Source organism: Streptomyces monticola, from assembly GCF_042665355.1.
Lineage (GTDB): Bacteria > Actinomycetota > Actinomycetes > Streptomycetales > Streptomycetaceae > Streptomyces > Streptomyces monticola.
The window spans coordinates 329,877-353,978 of sequence record NZ_JBHTCF010000001.1 but is presented as its reverse complement, the minus strand read 5'-3'; the positions used below and the strand labels follow the sequence as shown (position 1 = coordinate 353,978).

Genomic DNA, 24,102 nt, shown 5'->3' with positions numbered 1-24,102 from the left:
CCATCTCAGAACCCCCTGCGCTGCCTGGCCGCCGCGGGCCGTACGTCGGTGAGTGAAGTGAGGACCTGGTCGACCATGCCGTAGTCCTTGGCCTGTTCGGCGGTGAACCAGCGGTCGCGGTCGCCGTCACGTGAGATGGTCTCCGGGCTCTGCCCGGTGTGCTCGGCGGTGATCCGCTCGATGGACCGCTTCATGAACTCCAGGTTCTCGGCCTGGATCTCGATGTCGGCGACGGCGCCGCCGATCCCGGCGGACGGCTGGTGCATCATGATCCGCGCGTTGGGCAGCGCGTACCGCTTGCCCCGGGTGCCCACCGCGAGCAGGAACTGCCCCATGCTGGCCGCGAATCCCATGGCGAGCGTCGACACGTCGTTCGGGATCAGCTGCATCGTGTCGTGGATCGCGAGCCCGGCGTGCACGGAGCCGCCGGGGCTGTTGATGTAGAGGCTGATGTCGGTGCGCGGGTCCTCCGCCGAGAGCAGCAGCATCTGTGCGCAGACCCGGTTCGCGGAGACCTCGTCGACCTGGGTGCCGAGCACGATGATCCGCTGCCCGAGCAGTTGGGCGGCGAGGTGGTCGTCGAACCGGGTGGGGGCGGTGTCCCCCTCCTCGGCCCGCGGGCTGAACGCCGGATTCCATCCGGCGGCGAGCGGTGCTGCCATCTCTTTCCTCCTGGCCGTTGCGGCTGTGTGCTTCCACCTTCGGCCCGCCCGCACCGCCGCGACAGCGATCTCGGCCCGCAGCAGATCTGCCCAGGGCAGAGCGGTTCCCGACGGGTGCGGGGCGCCCCGCGCGCCAGGGCGCCGACCAGTGCTTCTAGATTGGCCGTTGAGGATCACGACGAGGACCCGAGGACCCCAGGAGAGCCCGTGCCCGACACCCCCTCCCCCTCCCCCGACGAACTGCGTGCCCGGATCAACACCGCGCAGCCGCACACCGCCCGGATCTGGAACTACTGGCTGGGCGGCAAGGACAACTACGAGGTGGACCGCGCGGCGGGCGACCGGATACGCGAGCTGCACCCGGGCATCGGCGAGTACGCCCGCGCCGACCGCCGTTTCCTGGGCGCCGCTGTCCGCCATCTCGTCGGCGAGGCGGGGATCCGCCAGTTCCTGGACGTCGGCACGGGCCTGCCCACCGCCGACAACACCCACGAGGTCGCCCAGGGCCTGGCCCCGGAGTCGCGGGTCGTGTACGTCGACAACGACCCCCTGGTGCTCGCGCACGCCCGCGCCCTGCTGACCAGCACCCCGGAGGGCCGCACCGACTACCTGGACGCCGATCTGCGGGACGCGGACACGATCCTGGAGCACGCGGCCCGGACCCTCGACCTGAGCCGCCCGGTGGCCCTGGTGCTGCTCGGTGTCGTCATCTTCATCGAGGAGGACGCCGAGGCCCACGCGGTCGTACGCCGCCTCATGGACGCCCTCGCGCCCGGCAGCCATCTCGTCCTCTCGCATACGATCACCAGCCCCGCGATGCCGGACGTGGACGCGGCCGTGGCGTTCTGGAACGAGCACGGCACACCGCGCCTCACCCAGCGCACCCCCACCCAAGTCACCCGTTTCTTCGACGGCCTTGAGCTGCTCGGTCCGGGCGTGGTCTCCTGCAGCCGCTGGCACCCGCGCCCCGGCACACCCGAGGCCGCGGCGGACGAGGCGGCCGAGGACGTGGCGATGTTCGGCGGGGTCGGCGTGAAGCTCTGACGAGTGCCCCTTTTAGCGGACGCGGCTACACAGGTGCCCGATGGTCGGCGATCAGATAGCGGGCCATGCCCTTGGCCCGCCGGGCCGCGTCCGCGTCGCCCTCCGTCGCGGAGATGATCGACCCCTTCATCAGGATGTGCCAGGAGCGGGCGAACTCCTCGGCACGGCTGAGTCCCGCCTCCTCGGCCAGGCCGCGCACCAGTCCCCGGATGTTCTCCAGGTAGTGGATGCTGGCGCGGCCCAGGGGGTGCTCGGGCCGCATCTCCAGGAGGACGTTGATGAACGAGCACGCGTCGAAGCCCGGTGTGCGGAACCAGTCGTCGAACACATCGAAGATGGCGAGGAGTTGCTCGGTCGGCGTGGCCCCGCGGCGCCGCGCCTCGGCCGCGACCATGCCCAGGGTCCAGCGCTCCTCGCGCAGCCGCAGGAAGGCCAGGACCAGCTCGTCCTTGGACGGGAAGTGCCGGTAGAGGGTGGCCTTGGCGACGCCGGAGCGGGCGATCACCTCGTCCACCCCCACCGCGCGTATGCCGCGCCGGGAGAACAGGTCGTAGGCGACTTCCAGGATGCGCTCACGGGGCTTCGCCGGGCCCGCGGGCCCCTCGGAACCCACGGGGCCCGCGCCGGTATCCGGTATGCGTCCACGGGACCCGGACAGGCCCGGGGCGGCTTCCGGTGGCTCTCTCGTCATGGCGCCCTGCAGTCGTCGTGCCTCGGGGGCGTGGACAGGCCCCCGTAGTGCTGCCATGGTAGATCCAGGTCGGCAGAGACAGACCTGTCTGACTCTGCCTGTTCGGGGTTGCTCTCCCAACTCCCCTCCAAAGCCCCGCTGTTGGGTCCCGGCGACCATGTTCACGCGTGGGGGCTTCCCCCTCCTTCCGCCCTCACGCGAGTCCTCCCGGCACCGGGCACGCGGGAGTTCGGCCCGTTCGGGGCTGTCGGCGAGGACAGGGGGCCGGAGCCGCCCGGTCGGCGAGGCGGCTCCGGCCCTTCGTCCCCCGCTCCCGCCACACCGTCACTCCCTCCCCGGAGCACCGTCAGAGGCGTCCGGATTACGGACGGCCCTGACCGCATTCTGACGCGATTGTGCCCTTGACGGAGAGTCAGCCCGCCCCGAGCATCAGGCTTCCGTTCCTCACGCACGAGTTCCTCACGCACGACTTCTTCGAGCACGACTCCTTCGAGCACTCCTTCCTCCGGAACCGGGAGCCCCCGCATGAGACACCCCATACGACTCCGCAGCCTCCCCCGTCTTTCCAGACGGAGCGCCGTCGGCGCCACCGCCGCAGTCACCCTCGCCGGTCTGCTCGTGGCCCCGATGGCGACCGCCGCCCCCGCCCCGACCGTGGCCGCACCCGACATCCCGCTGGCCAACGTCAAGGCGCATCTGTCCCAGTTCCAGTCCATAGCCTCGGCCAACGGCGGCAGCCGCGCCCACGGCCGCCCCGGCTACAAGGCCTCCATCGACTACGCGAAGGCGAAGCTGGACGCCGCGGGCTACACCACATCGGTCAAGCAGTTCACGTACAACGGCGCCACCGGCTACAACCTGATCGCCGACTGGCCGGGCGGCGACGCCAACCAGGTGCTCATGGCCGGCGGCCATCTCGACAGCGTGACCTCGGGGCCCGGCATCAACGACAACGGCTCCGGCTCCGCCGCCGTACTCGAAACGGCGCTCGCCGTCTCCCGCGAGCAGCTCAAGCCCACGAAGCATCTGCGCTTCGCCTGGTGGGGCGCGGAGGAGCTCGGTCTGGTCGGCTCGAAGAACTACGTCAACTCCCTTCCGGCCACGGAGCGTTCGAAGATCACCGGCTATCTGAACTTCGACATGATCGGCTCCCCCAACCCCGGCTACTTCGTCTACGACGACGACCCGACGATCGAGAAGACCTTCAAGGACTTCTTCGCCGGCCTGAACGTCCCGACGGAGATCGAGACCGAGGGCGACGGCCGCTCCGACCACGCCTCGTTCAAGAACGTGGGCATCCCGGTGGGCGGTCTGTTCACCGGCGCGAGCCGCACCAAGACCAGTGCCCAGGCCCAGAAGTGGGGCGGCACCGCGGGCCAGGCCTTCGACCGCTGCTACCACTCGTCCTGCGACACGACGGCGAACATCAACGACACGGCCCTCGACCGCAACAGCGACGCCGTTGCGCATGCGATCTGGACCCTGGGAGCGGGCTCCACGCCCCCGCCGGGCGACGTCTACGAGAACACCGCCGACGTCGCGATCCCCGACAACGCCGCCGCGGTCAGCTCCCCCGTCTCCGTCACCGGCCGCACCGGCAACGCCCCCGCCGCCCTCCAGGTCGGCGTCGACATCCGCCACACCTGGCGCGGCGACCTGGTCGTCGACCTCATCGCACCCGACGGCACGGCCTACCGCCTGAAGAACTCAAGCGCCAACGACTCGGCGGACAACGTCATCGCGACCTACACGGTCAACGCCTCGGCGGAATCCGCCAACGGCACCTGGAACCTGCGCGTCCAGGACGTGGCGGCGCAGGACACGGGCTACATCAACAGCTGGAAACTGACGTTCTGACCGAACCGACCACCCGCCCCGGCGCCACCACCACGGCGCCGGGACGGCACGCCCTCAGACGTCGGGCCCCAGACGTCAGGCCTCAGGCCTCAGCCGCAGCGAGATCGAGTTGATGCAGTACCGCTGATCGGTCGGCGTCGGATACCCCTCGCCCTCGAACACATGCCCAAGGTGCGAGCCGCACTTCGCGCAGCGCACCTCGGTCCGCACCATCCCGTGCGAGCGGTCCTCGATGAGTTCGACCGCGTCGGTGTCCTTCGGGTCGAAGAACGACGGCCAGCCGCAGTGGGACTCGAACTTCGTCCCCGAGGTGAAGAGTTCGGCTCCGCAGGCGCGGCAGGAGTAGACGCCCTGCGTCTTGGTGTCCGTGTACTCACCGGTGAACGCGGGCTCCGTGCCGGCCTGGCGCAGCACCGCGTATTCGGCCGAGGTCAGTTCCTCGCGCCACTGCTCGTCGGGCTTTTCGACGTCGTACGCCATGTGATCGGTCCCCTCGGATCGGCAGACGGGCTCAGTTGGACAGACGGTCCAGGATCTTCGGGCCGAGGTCCGTCACGTCGCCCGCGCCCATGGTGAGAACGAGATCACCGGGGCGGGCCATTCCCGCGATCACGTCCGCGACGGCGTCCTTGGAGTGCTCGGCGGTCACGTCCGCGCCGGCCGCGCGGGCCGCGTCGATGATGAGGTCGCTGGTGATGCCGGGGATCGGGTCCTCGCGGGCCGGATAGATGTCCAGGACCACCGAGCGGTCCGCGAGGGCCAGGGACTGGCCCATCTCGACGCCGAGTTCCTGCGTACGGGAGAAGAGGTGGGGCTGGAAGACGACCAGGATCCGGGAGTCGCCGGCCGCGCCGCGGATGGCCTCCAGGTCGGCGGTCATCTCCGTGGGGTGGTGCGCGTAGGAGTCGATGACCTGGACGCCCGCCGCCTCGCCCTTGAGCTGGAGGCGGCGCTTGACGCCGGTGTACTTGCCGAGGGCCGAGGCCAGATTGTGGGCCGGGATGCCGAGGGCGACACCGGCGGCGAGCGCGGCGACCGCGTTGTGGGCGTAGTGGCGGCCGGGGACCGAGACGGTGAAGGTGAGCAGCTTCCCGCCGATGAGGACCGTGACCTCGCTGGTCAGACCGCGCGCGGTGACCTTGTGGATCCGTACGTCGGCGTCCTGCGCCTCGCCGTACGTCACCACGTTCAGGGACGACAGATCGCGGATGCGGCGGGTCAGTTCGACCGCGCCCGGCTGGTCGGCGGCGATGACCAGGGTGCCGCCGGGGACGATCTTCCCGGCGAAGGTCTCGAAGGAGTCGTAGATCTCGTCCATCGACGCGTAGTTGGCGTGGTGGTCGAGCTCGACGTTGAGGACGATGGCGACCTCGGGGGCGTACTTGTGGAAGCTGCGGTCCGACTCGTCGGCCTCGGCGACGAAGATCTCGCCCTCGCCGTGGTCGGCGTTGGAGCCGGGGGCGTCCAGGTCGCCGCCGATGGCGTAGGACGGGTCGAGGCCGAGGGCGGAGAGGGAGACCGCGAGCATCGACGTCGTGGTCGTCTTGCCGTGCGTGCCCGCGACCGCGATCGGGCGCAGGCCGTTCATCAGGGACGCGAGGGCGTCGGAGCGGTGCACGACCGGGATGCCGCGCTCCTTGGCGGCGGTCAGCTCCGGGTTGTCCTCGCGGATCGCGGAGGAGACGACGACGGCCGAGGCGTCCTCGGCCAGGTGCGCCGCGTCATGGCCGATGTGCACCGTCGCACCGCGCTCGCGCAGCGCGTCGGCGGTCGCCGACTCGCGCGCGTCACTGCCCGCGACCTTCGCGCCGCGCTGGGCGAGGATCTTCGCGATGCCCGACATTCCGGCGCCGCCGATACCGATGAAGTGCGGTCGGTCCATGGCGGGGGGCAGGCCGGGGGTCATGTACATCTCCTGGGCAGCACGGTTCTACGTCGACGGGCGGGCCCCCGCACACGCCTTGGCCGGCGGGCGGGGGCAGCCCCCAGCCTATTCGCTGTGCGCGTAGACCTTGAGCACCGGGACGTCGACCTTGTGCCGGGCCTTGGAGGCCCAGTCGCGGTGGAAGAACTCCTCCACGTAGTGCGGCATCGTCATGACGATCACCTCGTCCGCCCCGGTCTCCTGGGTGATCGACTTCAGGAAGTCGATGGGGTGGTCCTCGACGATATGGCCGACGGCTTCGCTGCCCGCGTCCCGCAGTGCCTGCAGGGAGTGCGCCAGGGCCCGCCGGGCGGGGTCCTTGGCATCCGCGCCCTCGGGCTCGTCTCCCTCGCGTACGGCTTCCTCGAACTCGCCGAGCGCGACGTCGTCGATGGCACGGAGCAGGCGGTCCTGGTCGCCGCGCGGCTGCATCAGGACGACAAAGGAGACCACCTCGTCACCGTGCAGCGTGGAGACGAATTCCACGTCCGTCGGCGACAGCGGCTGCTCGATCATCAAAACGCTCGTGAACGACACGACGGGCGCCCTTCTCCTCGGGGGCCGCGAACGGCCCTGCGGAAACCATCCTTCCCCGTATCCCGACGGGGAGAGACCAGTCCTAGTCTGCCCATCGGCAGAGAAACGGAACGGCACATTCCGCTGATTGTCAGGTTCGACGGTAGCGGGTGAACAGAAACCCGTCCTCCTCCAGGACCGAGGCGAGGGCGAGCCGTTCCGGAACGGCCATCGCCGGACCGCCCCCGATCCGCTGTGCGTCCCCGGCCGTGAGCATCGGCGCGACGGTCAGACACAGCTCGTCCAGGACCCCGGCCGCCACGAACTGCCCGAGCAGCTTCGGCCCGCCCTCGGTGAGCAGCCGGGTCAGACCGCGCTCGGCCAGGGCGTGCACCGCCCGCGCGGGGTCCACGCCCGGTCCTTCCCCGGCGATCACCACCTGGGCGCCGGCCGCCTCCGCCGCCTTCTTGCGCGCGGTGGACGCGGCGGCACCGGTGAGCAGCAGGGTCGGCACCAGCGGCGAGGTGAAGAGCGGCAGCGAGAAGTCCAGGTCGAGACTGGCGCTGATCACCGCGATGGCGGGCGCCTCGCCCTGGCCCGCGGCGGTACGGCGGGCGCCGAAGGACGCACGCGCGCGTGCCGGGCGGTACCCCTCTTGGCGTACCGTTTCGGCGCCGACGACGACCGCGTCCGCCAGCCCTCGCAGCGTGCCGAAGATCCGCATGTCGGCGGGGCTGGAGATGGGCTGCGAACGCCCCTCGTGATGGGCGGCGCCGTCGAGCGTGGAGACCATGTTCGCCCGCAGCCAGGGCTCACCGCCGGGGGGATACGCGTACCAGTCGGCGAGCTCGTCGAGGCTCCACTCGCGGTCGGATCCGAAGCCTCCACCAGGGGCACTGCGCGCGTCACCGCGGTCGGCGGCGGCCCGGCCGTCCAGGACCTCGGGCTCCCCGTCCGGGTCTGCGGCCCCCCGGCCCCGGTCTGCTGTCTGGTCGGTCACAGGGAACAGGCTGCGCATGCCCCGCAGTGTCGCACGGCCCTTAGAGTTAAGAGCTGTGTCGTCCTCCTCCCCCGCCGCAGCCGGTACGAGTCCGATAGCGGACCCCGCCCCGCTGTCCCTGTGCGCCCGCGAGCCGCATGTACCCGCCGACCGTCTGGTCGCCGAGATGGTGCCGCCGCCGCGCTTCCAGTCGGCCCGCTTCGAGACCTACGTGCCCGACCCGCAGCAGTCGAGCCAGGCCGAGGCCGTGCGGGTGCTCAGCGGCTTCGCGGGGACGCTGGGCGGGGCGCACGCGAGCGGTACGGGCAAGCGGCGCTGGTTCTCGCGCAAGGCGGAGCAGAAGCCAGCCGGCCCGCGCGGTGTCTATCTCGACGGCGGCTACGGCGTGGGCAAGACCCATCTCCTCGCCTCCCTGTGGCACGCGACGCCCGCCGAACCGTCCCTCAAGGCCTTCGGCACCTTCGTGGAGCTCACCAATCTGGTCGGCGCCCTCGGTTTCCAGCAGACGGTGCGCACCCTGAGCGGCCACCGGCTGCTCTGCATCGACGAGTTCGAGCTCGACGACCCCGGCGACACGGTGCTCGTCTCCACCCTGCTCGGCAAGCTGGTCGACGCGGGCGTGGCCCTCGCCGCCACCTCCAACACGCTGCCGGGCAAGCTCGGCGAGGGCCGCTTCGCCGCGGCCGACTTCCTGCGCGAGATCCAGGGCCTGTCCGCGCACTTCCGCGCCCTGCGCATCGACGGCGACGACTATCGTCACCGCGGCCTGCCCGAGGCTCCGCCGCCGTACTCCGACGAGCAGGTCACGAAGGCCGCGTACGCCACGCAGGGCGCTTCGCTCGACGACTTCCCGCACCTCCTCGACCACCTGGCCAAGGTGCACCCGAGCCGCTATGGCGCGCTCACGGACGACCTGCGGGCGGTCTGCCTCACCGGTGTCACCCCGGTGCCCGACCAGTCGACGGCGCTGCGTCTAGTCGTCCTCGCCGACCGCCTCTACGACCGTGAGGTGCCGGTACTCGCCTCCGGCCTCCCCTTCGACCGGCTCTTCAGCGAGGAGATGCTCAAGGGCGGCTACCGGAAGAAGTACTTCCGCGCCATCTCCCGGCTCACGGCGCTCGCTCGCGACGCGAAGGGGCTCGTGGGCTGAGCAGGGCTTACCCCGTGGGCTGAGCGGGGCTTACGGAGCCTGATCCGCACCGTCGGCCTGCGTGCCGCTACATCGCCCTGCGGGCTCGTCCTCAAGCGCCGGACGGGCTGATTTCATGCCCGCCGCGCCGGAAGCAGATTCCGCACATCGCCCTGCGGGCTCGTCCCCGAACTCCGGGCGGGCTTCATAGAGCTTCTACGCGCGTGGTTCACGGGGCCGCAACTGCGTGGTACACACAGCGGGTCGTATTCCTGTCCGCCAGCAGGGAGTTACTCGCATGTCCGAAACACAACCCTCTTCAGGTACTTCCGCGACGAGACGCCAAGTCCTCGCCCGCACCGGCGCTTTGGGCGCCGGGATCGCCTTCACAGGCGCGATATCCGAGCTGTTCGCGGGTACCGCGGCCGCGCACGGAAAGGCCGGATACGGACCCCTCGTACCCGACCCCGACGGTCTGCTCGACCTGCCGAAGGGCTTCCGCTACAAGGTGCTCTCCCGCGAGGGCGACGCACTGCTCTCCGGTGAGGGCAAGGTGCCGAGCAACCACGACGGCATGGCCGCCTTCAAGGGCCGGCACGGCGGCACGCACCTGGTGCGCAACCACGAGAACCGGGTCACCGCCAAGATCGCCGTACCGACGGTGGCAGGCCTGACGTACGACCCGATGGGCAAGGGCGGCTGTACGGCGCTCACGCTCGACTCCCGCAACAACGTCACCGGCGAGCGGGTCGCCATCGCCGGCACCGCGGTCAACTGCGCGGGCGGGCCCACCCCTTGGGGTACCTGGCTGACCTGCGAGGAGACCGAGGACAAGGCCGGCACCAACGGCTACACCAAGGACCACGGCTTCATCTTCGAGGTCGACCCGGTCGACCCGCGCCGCTCCGGCGCCGTGCCGCTCACCGCGATGGGCCGCTTCCAGCACGAGGCGATCGCCGTCGACCCGCGCCGCGGCGTCGTCTACGAGACCGAGGACGCCTTCCAGAAGCCCTTCGGTCTCTTCTACCGCTTCCTGCCCGAGAAGCCCGAGGGCGGCCTCGGTTCGCTGCGCGCGGGCGGAAGGCTGCAGGCGATGCGCGTGCCCGGCGTGCCGGATCTGTCCTCGGTCCAGGAGACCGGCGCGAGCTTCGACGGCATCGAGTGGGTCGACGTGCCGGACCCCCTGGCCGCCCAGACCCCCATCCGTCTCCAGGACTTCGGGCCGAAGGGCATCACGCACGCCCAGAAGCTGGAGGGCTGCTACTGGGGCGGCAGGAGCGTCTACTTCGTGTCCAGCTTCGCCAAGAGCGCGGAGGGCTCGGCCGCGGACCACTACGGGCAGATCTGGCGCTACGACCCGTCGTCGCGCCGCCTCACGCTCGTGATCGTCTTCGGCCCCGACAGCGATCTGCAGCTGCCCGGCGAGGAGCCGGACAACATCTGTCTGGCCCCGAGCGGTGGCCTGATGGTCGCGGAGGACGGGGAGGGCGCGCAGCATGTGTACGGCCTGACCCGGCGCGGTGAGGTCTACCCGATGGCGCGCGGCCGGCAGAACATCGGCACCCCGGAGAAGCCCGAGTGGGGCGAGTTCGCGGGCGTCACGTTCTCGCCCGACGAGGACACGATGTTCGTGAACTGCTATACGCCGGGCACGACTTTCGCGGTGACAGGTCCCTGGCACAGGTGACGGGTCCCTGGCACCACTGATCACGCCCGTTACGTGAAGCGGCCCGCCCCCGCGTGGGGCGGGCCGCTTCATGCCGCGTCACCACGTCACTGACGCCCCGGGCACAGGCGGCGCGGTGCGCTGTCGCCGCGCAGCTCGGCGTCCACGCAGCCGCCCGGCAGGCCGCGGTAGGACGAGCTGCCGAAGTTGGCCGTCACCGTGAGGGTGCCGTCACCGAAGGTGGTGCGCTGCACCCTGCGGTCGTCGGTGAGCCGCTCGAAGGACGTGAGCCGCTCGGTGCCCGCGGCCTTGTGCAGCGGCTCGAAGTAGCGCTGCAGGGTAGCCAGTTCACGGCCGTCGCGGTCCAGGGACGGGCCGTCGAGTACGTAGTTGAGCGGGTTGTTGTAGAGCATGGCGAGCAGCGCCCGGTCGGTCTTCTGCCGGGGCAGTTTGCCGTAGGAGAGCTCCCAGCGCTCGGCGTTGACGAGCGAGCCGTGCAGGGCCGTTTCGTACAGCGGTACGCGGTAGGCGGGGTCGTACATCGCCTTGGCGACGTCGGCGGGCAGTTCGACCGGCTTGAAGAAGGCCTTCGGCGCGTCCTTGGGGTAGTAGGCGCCCCACTTCTCCTTGTCCTTCTGGAGTTTCCACAGCCGGTCGTCGACGGGGGTCGCGGCCCCGTGGTCGAAGGCGAGTTCGCGGTTCGCCCAGGGCTGTGCGGTCTCCGAGCCGAGTACGAAGTCCTTGGCGAGGCGCCGCATCCGGTCGGTGCGGTTGGCGCGGTCCCCGGCCTTGGTCATGGGGTGGCCGGGGCTGTGGTCGCGGAACAGCTCGCCGGTGGCGTCGACGTCGAGGAAGTAGCTGTCCGCGCCGTTGGCCGTCATCTTCCGGGTGCGGTCGGCGAGATAGCCGTGCTCGCGCTCGGCCTGTTCGAAGGCCTGCGAGCTCAAGTAGCAGCCACGGCCGCCGAATCCCGTTTCCGGCTTGCCGTCGGCGTCGCGTACGCAGAAGTCGGGGTGGACACGGCCCGGCCAGACGGCCGTCGGGCTGTCCGCGTCCTTGGGGTCCTGGCCGTTGGAGAAGGTGTCGTAGGGCCCGACGAGGTATCCGGCGTCCTTGGCCGCGCGTACCGCCGCACGGCTCATCGGCTTCCCGTCGGCGTCGTAGCCGAGCCACAGACGGTTCACACCGAGCCGCTTGAGCTTCCCGACGGCCTCGGGGGTGCGGGCCGCGCCCCAGGCGTAGGCGTGGAAGGCGCCCAGGAGCCGGGCGCTGTCCGGGTTCTTCTCGATCTTCTCGCGGAGGCTGCCGAGGCGGCCGTGCTCCTTGAGCCAGGACCGGTAGTCGGCGGCGGGTGCGACGGCGCCGCCGTCGGTGAGGGCGAAGGTGGTGTCGTAGGTACGCGTGCCCTCGCCGGCGTCGAAGGTGTGGCTCGCCGTGGTGCGCAGCCGGCCCTGCTGCGAGGTCACCTTCAGGGAGGTGCCGATGTCGGTCGGGGTGAGGTAGCTGACGCCGGCGCCCGATCCGAAGCGGTATCCCCACAGCGGCAGGCTGAGGCCCTCGGACATACCGGTCTCGCTGCCCGCGAGGCCGCCGTCGGCGCTGTTCCACCAGCGGTCGCCGACCGGTATGTCGAGGCCGGAGCCGCGCGCCCACTGCAGGCTCGAGGCGGCCCTGTCGGCGCCGGTGACGGGCCAGCTGACCTTCTGGTCGCGGGCGGCGGACAGGGTGACGCGCAGCCGTCCGCGCTCCGCGCGTGCGGTGACGGTCAGACCCTTGCCGGGGAAGGTCCAGCGGTACTGGTCACGGCCCCGGACGGTGGCGCCCGGCTCGCCCAGGTCCGTCGGCGAGGGTGCGGAGAGCTGGAACGTACGGCCGGAGTCGGTCCGCGCGGTGACGGCGAGCGTCGCCGGGTCGACGCTCACCCGGCCGCCGTCGACGGGCAGTTCGACGGCGCCCGCGGCCGGCGGCTCGGCGTGCCCGGCCTGCTGGACGACCACTGCGCACGTGAGGAACAAGGCCGAGCCCAGGGCGAGCAGCCGGGGGCCGCGACGGGCCGCGCGATGCGGGTGCGCGGCGGCAGGAGAAATGGTGGGTGGCATGCCCCGTTCTTAGGGCCCGCGCGTAAGAACTCTTTAAGAGCCGCTGTGCGAGGCGGCCCACGCAAGCGGTCGCGCACCCCGCCGATCCGTCGCAGGATCGAAGGACGGACCGGAAGGGGCACGCGGTGGCCAAGAAGGATGCGACGAAGCAGAGCAGGCCCGCGAAGAGCGGCGCCAAGGGCAAGGACAAGGGCACGGCCGAAACAAAGGCCAAGGACAAGGTCAAGAGCCAGGCCAAGGCCGAGGCCGCCGGAAAACCCAAGCCCAAGCCCAAGGACAGCAAGCGGTCCAAGGACACCAAGGCCAAGGGCGCCAAGGCCAAGAGCGCCATGCCCAAGGACACCAAGGCCCCTCTCGCCGAGCTTCTGCGCGTCCCCGAGGGTGAGCGCGTCGACCTGGCGTCCTTCGACGCCCGCGCCACCCCCGCGGGCCCCGCGGACAAGGCCGCCGGCCTGGAGGCGACCGCCCGGATGGGTGAACGCCTCGCCGACCTGCAGGAGCGCCTGTACGCCGCCAGCACGGGCGGTGACCGGCGCCGCGTCCTGCTGGTCCTGCAGGGCATGGACACCAGCGGCAAGGGCGGCACGGTCAAGCACGTCATCGGCCTGTTCAACCCGTCGGGCTGCCGCATCAAGGCGTTCAAGACGCCCACGCCGGAGGAGCAGAACCATCCGTTCCTGTGGCGGATCATGAAGGCGCTGCCGCAGCCGGGCGAGATCGGCATCTTCGACCGCTCGCACTACGAGGACGTCCTGATCGCCCGCGTCCGCGAACTGGTCCCGCGCAGCCAGCTGGGCCGCCGCTACGGCCAGATCAACCGCTTCGAGAAGTCCCTCGCCCACGACGGCGTGACCGTCATCAAGTGCTTCCTGCACATCAGCGCCGAAGAGCAGCGCGAACGCCTCCTGGAGCGCCTCGACCGCCCGGACAAGCACTGGAAGTTCAACCCGGGCGACATCGACGAGCGCGCCCTGTGGCCCGCGTACCAGGAGGCGTACGAGATCGCCCTGGAGCGCTGCTCGACGGAGGCGTCCCCGTGGTACGTGATCCCGTCGGACCGCAAGTGGTACCGGAACTGGGCGATCAGCAAGCTCCTCCTGGAACACCTGGAGGCCATCGACCCGCAATACCCGATGGCGGACTTCGACGTCGCGGAGTGCCGCAAGCGGCTTGTCGAGGGTGTCTGAGCCCCATTTGAACGGCGTATGAACTCTTTGCATTCGCAGGCTAGTTACCGTCCGGGAACCTATTGACACTCTCCGTGCACGGGGGTTAATTTCGCGCGGTCGCCACACCAGGGGCACGGGGCCCCTAGGGACTAGCGACGCGAAGGACTCTCTCCAGTTGACGACAGCGACAGAAATCCTAGAGATTCAGTCCTGCACTTCAGATGCAACTGCAACAGAACTCTTTGCGGTCAGGCCCTATACGCCGCACTGTCAAGTGATCTACGCGGCGGCCGACCACGCCGTGATCGGCGTCTCCCCCGGCAACAGCTACTTCTCGGCCCGGCGCCTCGGCGCGCTGGCCCGCTGGGGCGTCGAGCACTTCGACCGGGTCGACTTCGTCTATACGGATCTCCATGTGGCGGAGATGTACGAGACGTTCGGATACAGCGCCCGGGACGCCCGTCGCAAGGCGGTCAAGAATCTGCGCGGCGTACGCGCCAAGGTGACCGGCGCCGTCGAGGCCATGGGCGTGGGCGGCCGCCTCAGGGCGTACGCCATGTCCGACCTCACGGCGATCCCGGCGTACCGGAAGCTCCATGACCATCTGTGGACGCTGCTCGAGACCGACGCGGAGTTCCGGCGGACCTGCGACCGGCTCGTCGACGCCTTTCTCTCCTCCAAGGTCCTCAACGGGCAGGCCAGTACCGAGGAGCAGCGCGCGGTGTGCCTCGAGTACATCTGCGCCGAGGCACCGCTGTTCCTCGACACCCCCGCCATCCTGGGTGCGCCCTCCTCGCTCAACTGCTACCACCAGCTCCTGCCGATGGCCGAGCTGCTCTACTCGCGCGGCTCCGGACTGCGCGCCTCCCGCAACCAGGGCCACGCGATCGTGACGCCCGCGGACGCGGCCGGGACGGCGACCGGTGAAGGAGAGTCCGTTGCCTGCTGAAGATCTCGCCCAGGACCTCGCCGAAGACCACGCCCAAGACCTTCTCCGCTTCCCCTTCTCCTGGCGCGGCGACCAACTCCCGTACGAGATGGAGATCTTGCGGAAGGAGCCCGTCAAGCGGGTGCGCACCATCGCGGGCGACGAGGCGTGGCTGGTGTCGTCGTACGAGCTGTGCCGGCAGGTGCTCGACGACCGGCGGTTCAGCCTGAAGGAGACCTCCGCGCCGGGTGCGCCACGGCAGTACGCCCTGACGATCCCGCCGGAAGTCGTCAACAACATGGGCAACATCACGGGCGCGGGCCTGCGCAAGGCCGTGCTCAAGGCGATCAACCCGAAGGCCGCGGGCCTGGTGGAGTGGATGCGGTCGTACGCCGGTGAGCTGGTCGACGGCCTGGAGGCCGAGGGCGCGCCTGTGGACCTGCGGGGCCAGTTCGCCAATCCGTACGCGGAGGCGATGCACTGCCGCATCCTCGGCATTCCGCAGGCGGACGCGCCGCGCCTGGCCCGGAGCCTGGACATCGCGTTCATGAACTCGGCCTGTCCGGTCACCGGTGCGCAGCTCAACTGGGACCGTGACATGGCGTACATGGTGGAGCGCCTGGACGATCCGGCCACGACCGGTCTGATGGCGGAGCTCGCCGCGCTGCGCTCCGATCCGGAGTACGCGCACCTCACGGACGAGATGCTGGCCACGGTCGGCGTCACGATGTTCGGCGCCGGGGTGATCTCCACGGCGTCGTTCCTGACCATGGCCGTCTACTCGCTGCTCCAGCACCCGGAGCTGCAGGCGGAGTTGCGGGCCGACCCCGGCAGGATCCCGGCGGCCGTCGACGAGTTGCTCCGGATCAATCTGTCGATCGGTGACGGACTGCCGCGCCTGGCCACCGAGGACATCACGCTGGGCGATGTGGAGGTCAGGAAGGGCGAGCTGGTCCTGGTGCTCGTCGAGGGCGCCAACTTCGATCCGGCGATGTTCCCCGACCCGCACACGGTGGACCTCGACCGCCCGAACAGCACCGCCCATCTGTCCTTCGGCGGCGGTCAGCACTACTGCCCGGCCACCGCGCTCGGCAAGAAGCACACCGAGATCGCCCTGGAGACACTGCTCGACCGGATGCCGGATCTCCGGCTCGCCGTCCCGGCCGAACAGCTGGTGTGGCGGACCCGGTTCATGAAGCGGATTCCGGAGCGGTTCCCCGTGATGTGGTGAACCCCCGCCGGTCCGGCCGAGTCCGGCCCCGCTCGCTCCCCCGTCCGGGAACGAGCGGGGCCTTCCCGCGCGTTGGCCGGATGACACAGAGATCACCGGATGGCACGAAGATCACCGGAACGAAAGCGAGCACGGGCATGAAGCTGCACACACAGGAGTGGGGCCAGGGCGACCGGATCGCGCTCCTGGTGCACGGGATCATGTCCGACCACCGAACCTGGCGCCGTGTCGGCCCCGCGCTCGCGGACAAGGGGTATCGCGTCATAGCCGCCGACCTGCGCGGCCACGGCGCCAGCGGCCGCGGTGAGTACGGCGCGGAGATCTTCGCCGACGACCTGGTGGACACCCTGCCCAAGGGCGCGGAGCTCGCCATCGGCCACTCACTGGGCGGCCTCGCCCTCTCCCTCGCCGTCGAGCGCCTCGCCCCGGCGCGGGCCGTGTACTCCGATCCGGCGTGGTCGCTCACCGGGGCGAGGCCGGAGATGTTCGTGGAGTTCCAGGGCGCGAGCCGGGCCGCGATCGCCGCGCTCAACCCACGCTGGGAGGCGGAGGACGTCGAGGTCGAGCTGGCGACCCTGGCCCTGTGGGACCCCGACACGGCCTATGGAGTGCCCGGGTACGAGCCGGGTGACCGCACCCCGGACGCCCCCGCCGTGCCGTCCCTCGTACAGGCCGCCGAGCTGAGCCCTCTCGTCTCCGACGAGCTGAAGCAGAAGCTGACGGCGCGCGGCTTCGAGGTCCGCACGGTCGCGGGAGCGGGACACACCATCCACCGGGACGACTTCGAGGCGTTCATGACCTCCCTGGACGGCTGGATCTAGGGCCCCGCCGGCCACACCACAGGCTGCTCCGCCCGCCACATCGCCGCCCGCCCCGTCGGCCGCCGTTCCGGTACCGCCAACGGCTGACACCTCTCGGCGCGCACTCAACCGGCTAACCGATTAGTCCGATTTGCGGCGTTATGGTCGCCGGGTGATCGCCCACGTACGAAGACTCACCGCCCTCGCCGCCCTCTGCTCCCTGGGCGCCGCCGCCCTGACCGCCTGCGGCGGTGCCGAGCGTGGCGCGCCCGCCGAGCCGACGACGGCCGTGCGGCCCACCGGCTCGCCCAGTCCGTCCGGGCCGCCGACACTCGCGCCGGGACCGGCCGGTCTCGCCCCCGTCTTCAAGAACGGCCCCCGCGACCACGGCAAGACCGTGGCCCTGACCTTCGACGCCGACATGACCGCCGACCAGGGACCGCGCGCGGCGGGCGGCGAGCGCTTCGACAACCCGCAGCTGATCGACACCCTGCGCCGCCTCAAGGTGCCGTCCACCGTCTTCATGACCGGCCGGTGGGCCGAGGAGTATCCGGACCAGGCGAAGGCCATCGGCACGGACCCGCTCTTCGAGGTCGCCAACCACTCGTACAGCCACCACGCCTTCACATCCCGCTGCTACGGCCTGCCCGCCGTGGCGCCCGAGAAGATGCGCGCCGACGTGGAGCGCGCGTTCACCGCGTTCCGCAAGGCGGGCATCACGCACCCGGCGCCTTACTTCCGCTTCCCGGGCGGCTGTTACGACCGGGCGGCCCTGCGCCGGGTCGCACCGGCCGGGGTCACCGCCGTGCAGTGGGACGTGGTGAGCGGCGACGCCTTCGCGACGGACGCCGACGCGGTGGCCCAGGAGGTGCTGCGCGGGGTGAAGCCCGGTTCGGTGGTGGTCCTGCACTGCACCCGCAGCGCGGCACCGGCCACGGAACGCGCGATCCGCACCGTGGTACCCGAGCTGCGCGAGCGCGGCTACCGGTTCGTCCAGGTCTCCGAGCTGATCGGCGCATCGGCCGGACGGAACTGAGCACTCCGCGGGAAGCGGTATAGCGGTACGCATGACACCTGCGGGTGCGCCGTGCCTTGTCGCTCCCCCAGCTACCGCTGGGGGTACCCCCAGCGCGGCGGAGCCGCATACCGACATAGCCCCGCGCCCCTTCGGGACACGACGGCTAGGCTCCCACCCATGGACTACTGCGCGAGCGACGGCGGCGACGGGCTCATCAAGGCCGACGGCCCGCCGTACGCCGAGTGTGTCCTGTGCCGCGAGCCCACGGAGTACGCGGAGGCGTCCAAGGGTCTGCCCCTGTGCCCCGTGTGCGAGTGGCAGGAGGCCCAGCGCACCGCCTGCTCGGGATGAGCGCGAACCGCCGCACGCCGATCACGCCCGCCGCGAGCTGACCGCACACGCCACCGCGCCCGCCGCGCACGCGACGAGCGCCGCCACGGCGAGCGGCAGCAGGGGTACGTGGACCGTTCCCGTACGGGAGCCGCTGATCAGGCCGGTCACCGCCGCCTGCGCCGGAGACCCGGTGGTGACCAGGCTGAGCAGCGCCGCCAGCGCGGTGAGGGCAAGGGACCAGCCCGGGCTGCGCAGCAGCGGCCAGGTGCACAGGGCGCCGACGGCCGCACCGGTCAGCGCGCAGACCACCGCTCCGGCGAGCCCCGCCGCGGCCGCGGCCACGGGCGCCACCTCCACCCGGTGGTCCGCGCTCGCCCAGTCGCTCATTGCCATGATCACCACGGTGCCGGCCGCGCCAAGCACCCCCGCGGCGCCCAACGCCGTGAGCAGCGCGGCCCGATGGGTACGCCCCGGGCTGCTCGCCGCCGCCGTGACATGGCGGGCCGCGGCCGGTTCCTGGGTGGCGCACAGCCGGACCAGCCAGGCGGTGACGGGGAGCAGCGCGGCGGCGGCATAGCCGAGGGAGTCGAGCACCGGGTCGCCCGCCTGGGCGCCGACGGCGACGAAAATCCCGTACAACAGCACGGGCGGCAGCCAGCGTTGGGAGCGCAGGAGCAGGGCGGACTGATAGCGGAGCAGTGCGGTCATCGTTCCTCGGCCCCGGCCGGGGCGCCTTCTTGTGCCGCCACAGGGGCGGCTTCCCCTCGTTCAACGGACGCCACCGGAGCGGCATCCCCTCGTTCAACGGACGCCACCGGAGCGGCATCCCCTCGTTCAACGGACGCCACCGGAGCGGCTTCTCGTACGGCCTGGATGTGCCACGCGGGGCGGGCGTTCAGGAGGGTGCGCAGGACGGCGTCGGAGTGCCGGGCGGGAACCGTCAGACGGGCCGTGCCCGCGGCGTCCACCTCGGTCCCGGCGCCCCGCGGCAGCGGCCCGGGCAGGGCGGCACCGGCCGGGCCGCGGGCCAGGACCGTGACGCGGGGCCCGCTCTCCGGCGCCGGCCTGCCGTGGTCGGGGACGAGGCCCGTGCCCTCGACCCGGTACACCGAGTCGACGGTGTCCGCGAGGCGCCGCGGGTCGTGGTCGACGTACACCACCGAAGCCCCGAGGTCGGTCAACTCCCCCACCGCGCGGTCGAGTTCGGCGCGGGCCGCGGTGTCGAGTCCGGTCCAGGCCTCGTCCAGGACCAGCAACTCCGGCTCGGCGAGCAGCGCTTGAGCGACGGCGACCTTCTGGCTGGTTCCCTTGGACAGCTCGGTCAGGGGCGTCCGGGCATGGCCTTCGGCACCGAAGCGCTCCAGCCAGGCGGTGGCACGCGCGGCGGCGACCGGACGACGCAGACCGTGGACGCCGCCCAGGTGCGTGAGATAGCCGAGTGCGGTGAACGGCAGGGACGCCGGGAAGCGTTCGGGCACATAGGCCGTACGCGGCAGGCCTCCGCCCCGGCTCCTGCTCCGGCCCCCGCCCCGCCCCTCGGTTCGCCCCTCGATCCGGCCCTCCGTCGGTGCGTCGATCCCGGCGAGCAGCCGCAGCAACGTCGACTTGCCGCTGCCATTGGTGCCGCTGATCCGCACGAGCGCGCCCGGGGGCACCTCCAGGCCGACTCCGCGCAGGACCCAGGGGCCGCCGAGACCGTAACGGCGGCCCACATTGCTGAGCCTCAATGCTGCGTCGGCTTCGTCGGCATGGCCTCGCTGGGCCGTACGATCACGAACCCGTCGCCCTGCAGCATGAGTTGGACGGCCTCGCCGGAGCCGCCGCGGATCATCGAGCCGACGCTCTGCGAGCGGTGCAGCGAGGTGTGCAGATGGGAGCTCCAGCCGACGACGGCGTCGGTGTCGACATAGACCGGGGCCTGCTGGCCGACGGGTATGACGATGGGCTCGCCCTCGCAGATCACGCCGAGCTTGCCGTAGCCGGTGAAGACGCTGTTGAAGAGGCCGCCGCCGGTCATGCCCGCGCCCTTGACGGTCTTGATCTCGTACGCGAGCGACGGGTCGAAGCACAGGACGTTGCGGCCGTTGATGGTGAGGGCGTCGCCCTGCTCGATGTCGATGATGAAGCAGGTGGCCGCCTCCTGCGCGAACCACGCCTCCCCCTGGCCGCGCACCGCCATCAGCGCGAGGCCCTCGCCGGTGACGGCCCGCTTGAGCATGCCGCCGATGCCCTGGCTCTTGTGCTCGAACTGCAGATTGCCGCGGTAGGCGATCATCGAGCCCTGGCGGGCGTGCATCTCGCCGTTCACCACGTACTTGATGGACTTCGAGTTCTGCAGGCTCATCCCCGGCACAGTGGCGGGCTGCGCCATGTACTGCGAGGCGAACAGATCACTTTTCATCGAGAACCCCCGGTGCTGATCAGTCCGGCGGGACCTGGTCGGGCCCGGCCGCGATGACCGACTCTAGTCGCGGCCCCTGGTCCAGGGGGAGGGCAGGTGACGTACGCGTACCGCAGGAGGCGCTGGCACACTGGGCGGGTGAGCAGCCTGAACTCCCCCGCCGGCCCGGAGAACGCCACCGACCGGCCGAAGGACGTCCCCAACAGCCCCTTCCGGCACGAGAATCCCGTACGCGACGAGGCACCGCAGTTCGTCCTCCCGCTGGTCGCGCACATCGAGAAGAGCGCACCCCCGTCCCGCACCGACGCCCTGGAGACCGCGGCCCGCGCCGTCCTGGTGATGCTCGGCGACCCGCGCTCGACCGGGGACGGCGAGTGGGCACAGGCGATGCGGGACTGGCAGGACGCCCGGATCCGCAAGGTGGTGCGGCGGGCGCGCGGCGCCGAGTGGCGCCGGGCCGAGGCGCTGCCCGGCATCACGGTGAGCGGGAACGGCCGGAACGGCTGGAACGGCCGGAACGGCGAGGGCGGCGAGAGCGGCGGAACGGGCGCACCGGGCGCACCAGGCACGCCGGGCGCGAACACGGCCGAGGTACGGGTCTATCCGCCCGTGCCGCTCGACGGCTGGCCCAAGGACCTGGCCCGGCTGCAGGTCTCGGGCACGGACCTGGACGACCCGGAACCGCCCCCGGCCCCGGAGCCCGGCGAGCCCGTCCTGTGGCTCAGCCCCGACCTGGACATGTCGGCGGGCAAGGCGATGGCGCAGGCCGGCCACGGCGCCCAACTCGCCTGGTGGGAACTGTCGGACGAGCAGCGCGAGCAGTGGCGGGACGCCGGCTACCCGCTCGCCGTGCGCACCGCGGCGGCGGCCCGCTGGCGCGAGCTCACCACGAGCGGACTCCCGGTGGTACGGGACGCGGGCTTCACGGAGATCGCCCCCGGCTCCTGCACGGTGGTCGCCGACCATCCGGCGCTGCGGCCGTGAGCGGCCCACACCCCTGCGGCGGTGCAGGTAACTCCCGTAATCCCAAGGCTGGTTGAACGCATCGGCGGTGCGCTACGTATGCCGGGACAGACGCGACGCCCCAGGAGGCGAGGCACTTGTCCCGACGGCTCAACGGCACTGCCCTGATCATCGCGGCGCTCGTGGCGACCCTCGGCGCGCTCGCCTTCCCGGTCTGGTCGTACGGCGACCGCTCCGGCACCGGCGAGGCCAATCTCGACGCGTCCACCATCGCCACCCGCTGGGGCCCGCTCTCCGCGACCGACCGGGATCTGATCGTGAAGGTCAGACTCGCGGGCCTGTGGGAACTGCCCGCGGGCCAGCAGGCCATCGAGCGCGCCCCCAGCGAGGCCGTCAAGGCGGCCGGAGACCACCTGGTCGTCGGGCACACCGACCTCGACGCCCGGGTGCGCGAGGTCGCCGCGCAACTGGGCATCGAGCTGCCGAACCAGCCCAACGCCCAGCAGCAGGGGTGGCTCGACGAGCTGACGGCGGCCCGCGGGGAGACCTATCAGCGGAAGTTCGCGAACATCCTGCGCAACGCGCACGGAAAGGTGTTCTCGCTGATCGCGCAGGTGCGGCACACCACCCGCAACGCCCTGGTGCGGCAGCTCGCCAGTGACGCCAACCAGACCGTGCTCGATCACATCACCATGCTGGAGGGCACCGGCTTCGTCGACTTCGATGCCCTCGCCGCGGAGGCCGCGGGCCGGTCCACCGCCAGCCCCACCGGTCCCCCGGCGCCCTCGGGCCCCGCCCCAGCCGAGCCCGTACCCGCCTCGCCGACCGGCGACCAGTCCTTCACGTCCCGCCCCTCGCCCTCGGACGCGGCGCACTCCGGGCCATGACCCCGACGAGGCCCCGGCAGCACCCGGCACGACGGCGACCGGCAGGACGGCACCCCGCACGGCGAAACCTCAAATCAACCTCTGAACGTCCGCCCCGGTGGATTCGGAGCCGCGAGGCGGGGTCATGACACTTTCACGCACAACGTCGTGCCGACGGATGTTCGTGCGGTGAAGGAGGGGGAAATGCAGCAGTCGCAGAACCCGCAGAGGACACAGACGCCGCAGAAGACACAGACGCCGCAGAAGACGCAGAGGCAGCAGAAGCAGCAGAAGCAGCGGAGGCCGCAGCAGTCGGTGCACCTGGGGACGGGCATCGGCTGGCGGCCGGAGATCGCCGAGGCCGTGGAACGCATGCCCGGGATCGACTGGGTCGAGGTCGTCGCAGAGAACGTCTGCCCCGGACACCTCCCCGACTCCCTGCTCCGGCTGCGCGAGCGCGGCGTCACCGTCGTCCCGCACGGCGTCGGTCTCGGCATCGGCGGCGCCGAGCGTCCCGACCAGGACCGGCTCACCGCCCTCGCCGAGCGCGCCGAGGCCCTCGGCTCCCCGCTCGTCACCGAGCACATCGCGTTCGTACGCGCCGGGGGCGCCCTCACCGCCTCGCCGCGGCTGGAAGCGGGGCATCTGCTTCCGGTGCCGCGCACCAAGGACTCCCTCGACGTGCTGTGCGAGAACGTACGGATCGCACAGGACGCGCTGCCCGTGCCGCTCGCCCTGGAGAACATCGCCGCCCTGATCGCCTGGCCCGGCGAGGAGATGACCGAGGGGCAGTTCCTGTACGGACTGGTGGAGCGCACCGGCGTACGTCTGCTCATCGATGTCGCCAACCTCCACACCAACCACGTCAACCGCGGCGAGGACCCCCGCACGGCCCTGGACGAGCTGCCCGTAGAGGCGATCGCGTACGTCCATGTCGCGGGCGGCTTCGAGCGGGACGGCGTCTGGCACGACAGCCACGCGCACCCGGTCGCACAGCCCGTGCTCGATGTGCTCGGCGAACTCGCCTCGCGGGTCAGCCCGCCCGGGGTGCTCCTGGAGCGGGACGAGAACTTCCCCGCGCCCGAGGAGCTGGAGGAGGAGCTCCGCTCCATCCGCCGCACCGTCGCGGGCGGCGAGGCCCGCCAGCTGCTGCCCCCGACCCTGCTGCGCGCCGCCGAACTCGTCACCGCGGGCGCCCCGCGTGACACCACCGCCGCCGCGTCCGGGCACATCAGCGTGGGCCGGCCGTCCGGCGCACCGCTGGGCGCCGACGCCGCACTGGCGCCCAGGCCCGCACCCGCCGCCGAGCCGGACACCGCACCCGCCCGCCAGCGCCTGGCCCTCGCGGAGGCAGCGCTGCTGTCCGCCCTGGTCGCCGGCACGCCCGCACCCGAGGGCTTCGACCGGCAGCGGCTCGCCGTGCAGAGCCGGGCCCTGACCGGCAAGCGCGCGGATGTGATCGCGAAGGTGGCCCCCGAACTCCCCGTGATCCTCGGCGACGGCTACCGCAAGAGCTTCTTCGCCTACGCCGGCAAGCACCCCATGACCGGCGGCTACCGCCGTGACGCCCTGAACTTCGCCGAGCACCTGCTGCTCAACGAGGAGCCCGAAGACCCGGCCGCGCGCCAGGAGTTGAGCGACTGGTGGCTGCACCGCTCGGGCCCGTCGCCCCTCCCTCAGAGCACCCCGGCCCGCTGGGCCCGGGCCCTGCGCTCCGCGGTGGGCAGGCGCTCCGCCAAGGCGGGCAGGCATCCCGTCGGGAGGTCCCCGCAAAAGCCACAGCTCAAGCCGGGCAAGTGAGGCGA

General features: G+C 71.4%; 23 protein-coding genes. 13 read left to right on the top strand and 10 right to left on the bottom strand.

Annotation, left to right across the window (positions count from 1 at the left end; all coding sequences use genetic code 11):
* Positions 1 to 5: 5 nt before the first annotated feature.
* A complete protein-coding gene (locus tag ACFQVC_RS01430; protein ID WP_381825503.1) occupies positions 6 to 662 on the bottom strand; it encodes an ATP-dependent Clp protease proteolytic subunit in 657 nt (218 codons plus the stop codon).
* Between the two features lie 207 nt (positions 663 to 869).
* Here ACFQVC_RS01430 and ACFQVC_RS01425 point away from each other — a divergent pair, with 207 nt between their 5' ends.
* Positions 870 to 1,706 carry an SAM-dependent methyltransferase gene (locus ACFQVC_RS01425; protein ID WP_381825501.1) on the top strand — a complete coding sequence of 279 codons (837 nt, stop codon included), beginning with the start codon at positions 870 to 872 and terminating at the stop codon, positions 1,704 to 1,706.
* 25 nt (positions 1,707 to 1,731) lie between these two features.
* Here ACFQVC_RS01425 and ACFQVC_RS01420 read toward each other — a convergent pair whose 3' ends face one another.
* The gene (locus ACFQVC_RS01420) at positions 1,732 to 2,319 is read right to left on the bottom strand and encodes a TetR/AcrR family transcriptional regulator (RefSeq protein ID WP_381825499.1); all 588 of its coding nucleotides are present in this window, start codon (positions 2,317 to 2,319) and stop codon (positions 1,732 to 1,734) included.
* 603 nt (positions 2,320 to 2,922) lie between these two features.
* Between ACFQVC_RS01420 and ACFQVC_RS01415 the strand changes: the two genes are divergently transcribed.
* Positions 2,923 to 4,254, top strand: a complete 1,332-nt coding sequence (locus ACFQVC_RS01415) for a M28 family metallopeptidase (protein ID WP_381825497.1) — start codon at positions 2,923 to 2,925, stop codon at positions 4,252 to 4,254.
* Between the two features lie 75 nt (positions 4,255 to 4,329).
* Here the strand turns inward: ACFQVC_RS01415 and msrB are convergent, their stop codons facing one another.
* The 4 genes from msrB to ACFQVC_RS01395 all read right to left on the bottom strand — a co-directional run bounded on the left by msrB (position 4,330) and on the right by ACFQVC_RS01395 (position 7,712).
* Entirely contained in the window at positions 4,330 to 4,734 is a 405-nt protein-coding gene (gene msrB, locus ACFQVC_RS01410) for a peptide-methionine (R)-S-oxide reductase MsrB (RefSeq protein WP_381825495.1), read from the bottom strand.
* Between the two features lie 31 nt (positions 4,735 to 4,765).
* Entirely contained in the window at positions 4,766 to 6,160 is a 1,395-nt protein-coding gene (murC, locus tag ACFQVC_RS01405; RefSeq protein WP_381825493.1) for a UDP-N-acetylmuramate--L-alanine ligase, read from the bottom strand.
* Positions 6,161 to 6,244: 84 nt separating this feature from the next.
* A complete protein-coding gene (locus tag ACFQVC_RS01400; protein WP_381827034.1) occupies positions 6,245 to 6,694 on the bottom strand; it encodes an indole-3-glycerol phosphate synthase in 450 nt (149 codons plus the stop codon).
* Between the two features lie 151 nt (positions 6,695 to 6,845).
* Positions 6,846 to 7,712 (bottom strand): pyrimidine reductase family protein, encoded by an 867-nt coding sequence (locus tag ACFQVC_RS01395; RefSeq protein ID WP_381825491.1) that lies wholly within the window; start codon positions 7,710 to 7,712, stop codon positions 6,846 to 6,848.
* Between ACFQVC_RS01395 and zapE the strand changes: the two genes are divergently transcribed.
* Both zapE and ACFQVC_RS01385 read left to right on the top strand, forming a co-directional pair.
* Entirely contained in the window at positions 7,711 to 8,844 is a 1,134-nt protein-coding gene (gene zapE, locus ACFQVC_RS01390; RefSeq protein WP_381825489.1) for a cell division protein ZapE, read from the top strand. The two genes, ACFQVC_RS01395 and zapE, sit on opposite strands and share 2 nt — an antisense overlap.
* A 277-nt stretch (positions 8,845 to 9,121) precedes the next feature.
* Positions 9,122 to 10,510, top strand: coding sequence for a PhoX family protein (locus tag ACFQVC_RS01385; protein ID WP_381825487.1), 1,389 nt, complete (start codon positions 9,122 to 9,124; stop codon positions 10,508 to 10,510).
* An 86-nt stretch (positions 10,511 to 10,596) separates the two neighbouring features.
* Here ACFQVC_RS01385 and ACFQVC_RS01380 read toward each other — a convergent pair whose 3' ends face one another.
* On the bottom strand, positions 10,597 to 12,588 hold the full coding sequence (locus ACFQVC_RS01380; RefSeq protein WP_381825485.1) for a glycoside hydrolase: 1,992 nt from the start codon (positions 12,586 to 12,588) through the stop codon (positions 10,597 to 10,599).
* Positions 12,589 to 12,917: 329 nt separating this feature from the next.
* On the opposite strand from ACFQVC_RS01380, the gene ACFQVC_RS01375 reads away from it, so the two are divergent.
* From ACFQVC_RS01375 to ACFQVC_RS01350, 6 genes are all read left to right on the top strand, one after another.
* A complete protein-coding gene (locus tag ACFQVC_RS01375) occupies positions 12,918 to 13,775 on the top strand; it encodes a PPK2 family polyphosphate kinase (RefSeq protein ID WP_381827032.1) in 858 nt (285 codons plus the stop codon).
* Positions 13,776 to 13,932: 157 nt separating this feature from the next.
* Positions 13,933 to 14,706, top strand: a complete 774-nt coding sequence (locus ACFQVC_RS01370; RefSeq protein WP_381825483.1) for a cyclodityrosine synthase — start codon at positions 13,933 to 13,935, stop codon at positions 14,704 to 14,706.
* Positions 14,696 to 15,916, top strand: a complete 1,221-nt coding sequence (locus ACFQVC_RS01365; RefSeq protein WP_381825481.1) for a cytochrome P450 — start codon at positions 14,696 to 14,698, stop codon at positions 15,914 to 15,916. Before ACFQVC_RS01370 ends, ACFQVC_RS01365 begins: the two co-directional genes overlap by 11 nt.
* Positions 15,917 to 16,053: 137 nt before the next feature.
* Positions 16,054 to 16,737, top strand: a complete 684-nt coding sequence (locus ACFQVC_RS01360) for an alpha/beta fold hydrolase (protein WP_381825479.1) — start codon at positions 16,054 to 16,056, stop codon at positions 16,735 to 16,737.
* A gap of 151 nt (positions 16,738 to 16,888) precedes the next feature.
* Positions 16,889 to 17,752: a polysaccharide deacetylase family protein gene (locus tag ACFQVC_RS01355; protein WP_381825477.1), complete on the top strand. Its 864-nt coding sequence runs from the start codon at positions 16,889 to 16,891 to the stop codon at positions 17,750 to 17,752.
* Between the two features lie 159 nt (positions 17,753 to 17,911).
* A complete protein-coding gene (locus ACFQVC_RS01350; RefSeq protein ID WP_381825475.1) occupies positions 17,912 to 18,085 on the top strand; it encodes a hypothetical protein in 174 nt (57 codons plus the stop codon).
* Between the two features lie 21 nt (positions 18,086 to 18,106).
* On the opposite strand, the gene ACFQVC_RS01345 is transcribed toward ACFQVC_RS01350, so the two are convergent.
* The 3 genes from ACFQVC_RS01345 to ACFQVC_RS01335 are packed head-to-tail and all read right to left on the bottom strand — an operon-like array spanning position 18,107 to position 20,468.
* Positions 18,107 to 18,775, bottom strand: a complete 669-nt coding sequence (locus tag ACFQVC_RS01345; RefSeq protein WP_381825473.1) for an ABC transporter — start codon at positions 18,773 to 18,775, stop codon at positions 18,107 to 18,109.
* The gene (locus ACFQVC_RS01340; protein WP_381825471.1) at positions 18,772 to 19,779 is read right to left on the bottom strand and encodes an ATP-binding cassette domain-containing protein; all 1,008 of its coding nucleotides are present in this window, start codon (positions 19,777 to 19,779) and stop codon (positions 18,772 to 18,774) included. Before ACFQVC_RS01340 ends, ACFQVC_RS01345 begins: the two co-directional genes overlap by 4 nt.
* Before the next feature lie 11 nt (positions 19,780 to 19,790).
* Positions 19,791 to 20,468, bottom strand: coding sequence for an AIM24 family protein (locus tag ACFQVC_RS01335; protein WP_381825469.1), 678 nt, complete (start codon positions 20,466 to 20,468; stop codon positions 19,791 to 19,793).
* A gap of 147 nt (positions 20,469 to 20,615) precedes the next feature.
* Between ACFQVC_RS01335 and ACFQVC_RS01330 the strand changes: the two genes are divergently transcribed.
* The 3 genes from ACFQVC_RS01330 (at position 20,616) to ACFQVC_RS01320 (ending at position 24,097) form a co-directional block, all read left to right on the top strand.
* On the top strand, positions 20,616 to 21,452 hold the full coding sequence (locus ACFQVC_RS01330) for a peptidyl-tRNA hydrolase (RefSeq protein WP_381827030.1): 837 nt from the start codon (positions 20,616 to 20,618) through the stop codon (positions 21,450 to 21,452).
* A gap of 116 nt (positions 21,453 to 21,568) precedes the next feature.
* Positions 21,569 to 22,318, top strand: a complete 750-nt coding sequence (locus ACFQVC_RS01325; protein WP_381825467.1) for a DUF4142 domain-containing protein — start codon at positions 21,569 to 21,571, stop codon at positions 22,316 to 22,318.
* 351 nt (positions 22,319 to 22,669) lie between these two features.
* Positions 22,670 to 24,097 carry an MbnB/TglH/ChrH family RiPP precursor modification enzyme gene (locus tag ACFQVC_RS01320; protein WP_381827028.1) on the top strand — a complete coding sequence of 476 codons (1,428 nt, stop codon included), beginning with the start codon at positions 22,670 to 22,672 and terminating at the stop codon, positions 24,095 to 24,097.
* The last annotated feature ends 5 nt before the right edge of the window (positions 24,098 to 24,102 follow it).